Below are 610 nucleotides of genomic sequence, written 5' to 3'. Positions count from 1 at the left end.
AACGCGGCCAGGCGATGGGCCTCAACGTCTGCACCCTGTTCATCGGCTTCGGCGCCGGAAGCCTCCTGTTCCAAGCGCTGCTCACCACCGGGTTCACCGCTCCTGTTCCAAGCGCTGCTCACCACCGGGTTCACCGCACGGTCATCGGCCTGTACTTCTTCGCCAGTGAGAGACCACACCCCATGCCGTCCGTCAAAGACCCGCGGTGACGTAATATTTCACGGACTCGAACTTTCCCCACACCTACGTATTGTCGAGATTCGCGATGAAACGGCGTCCGATTTCGCGACCAGAACCAGCCCCGGGATGTTCACTGTTGGGGTGTGTCGCATGTAGGCACTATGCCCGTACTGCCGTGTTGCGGGCCAGCGATTGTGGTCGGCTGCTGATGACGGCGGCGTAGTTGGTCCAGTCGCCGGCGGAGAGGCGTTGCCAGGAGACGGCGACGTCGGTATGGATGCCGAGGGTGCGGGCCAGGATTGCTGCCGGGATCTCGGTGGCGAGTTGAAACAGTGCGGTGCTGCGGGCGGCGCCGGGACGGATGCCGAGTCGGTTCAATCGTTGGGTCAGCTGGACGGATGCCGAGTCGGTTCAATCGTTGGGTCAGCTG

At 63.0% G+C, this 610-nt stretch carries 1 protein-coding gene and 1 pseudogene; one reads left to right on the top strand and one right to left on the bottom strand.

The genetic code is table 11. The annotated features are described in order from the left end of the window. A pseudogene (locus tag H7I57_RS11945) lies at positions 1 to 209 on the top strand (MFS transporter); the annotation flags it as partial. 130 nt (positions 210 to 339) lie between these two features. On the opposite strand, the gene H7I57_RS11940 reads toward H7I57_RS11945, so the two are convergent. After that, complete coding sequence (locus H7I57_RS11940) at positions 340 to 558, bottom strand: hypothetical protein (protein ID WP_264023710.1); 219 nt, start codon at positions 556 to 558, stop codon at positions 340 to 342. Positions 559 to 610 lie beyond the last annotated feature (52 nt).

Origin of the sequence: Mycolicibacterium pyrenivorans, assembly GCF_025821625.1 — a bacterium.
Taxonomy (GTDB): Bacteria; Actinomycetota; Actinomycetes; order Mycobacteriales; family Mycobacteriaceae; genus Mycobacterium; species Mycobacterium pyrenivorans.
Note: the sequence above shows the minus strand (reverse complement) of the source record. Positions and strands in the feature narration are given on the sequence as shown.